This is a genomic window from Autumnicola edwardsiae (assembly GCF_031846505.1).
GTDB classification, from domain to species: domain Bacteria; phylum Bacteroidota; class Bacteroidia; order Flavobacteriales; family Flavobacteriaceae; genus Autumnicola; species Autumnicola edwardsiae.
Window position 1 is genome coordinate 1 of the sequence record NZ_JAVRHP010000287.1, and the last position, 655, is coordinate 655.

Here is a 655-nt window from a genome sequence, read left to right on the forward strand (position 1 = left end):
GGCTTCATAGTTTAAGATTTCGATGACCTCACGAGATTTTTTCGACGGGTCGCTGTTCTTATCGCTACATTCATATCGGAATAGTTTGGTTTTGTCGAGAATCGCCTTTACAAATTCCTGTGTATCGATGATTTTAAATTCCTTCATCTTGTCAAATTTCTTTGTAATGGTGTAGAATTCATTATCCAGAAATTTATCGAATAGATTGTTCAGCCTTGGCATAATTAAATGTGTATTATTCTTGCTATGCTTTATAGAAAACTCAATTTCAGCCTGTGAAACGTGCAAACCATTTGAACATATTTCTCTATAAAACCCGAAGTGTCCAGAGGTCTTTTCACTACCGTCATAGGAATTTTTGAACCGAAGCATCGGCAGTATCAAATCTTTATCATTTTTGACAGTAAACTGGCTTTTGTCGTCGATGATAAAGTCGGAAATGAACGACCTATCATTTTTGTTGATGGTGCGTTTGTGGAAATTCAGCTGTGCATCGGTCAACATTTCCTCGGCCTTCTTGAAGAACAGTTGGTTTGGAATATGGCCATAGCTGTTAGATACCACATTGACGATTTTGCCATTTGAGATAATGACATTTTCGAGCCCTCTTCGGGATTCCATCTGTGTCAGACTTTTTAAGGATTTCATTTCTGAT

Annotated in this window: 1 protein-coding gene; it reads right to left on the reverse strand. The window is 37.4% G+C overall.

The features are described 5' to 3' along the window. Positions 1–655 (reverse strand): DUF932 domain-containing protein (locus RM529_RS17685; RefSeq protein ID WP_311486049.1); only part of this gene is annotated, 655 nt, incomplete at both ends.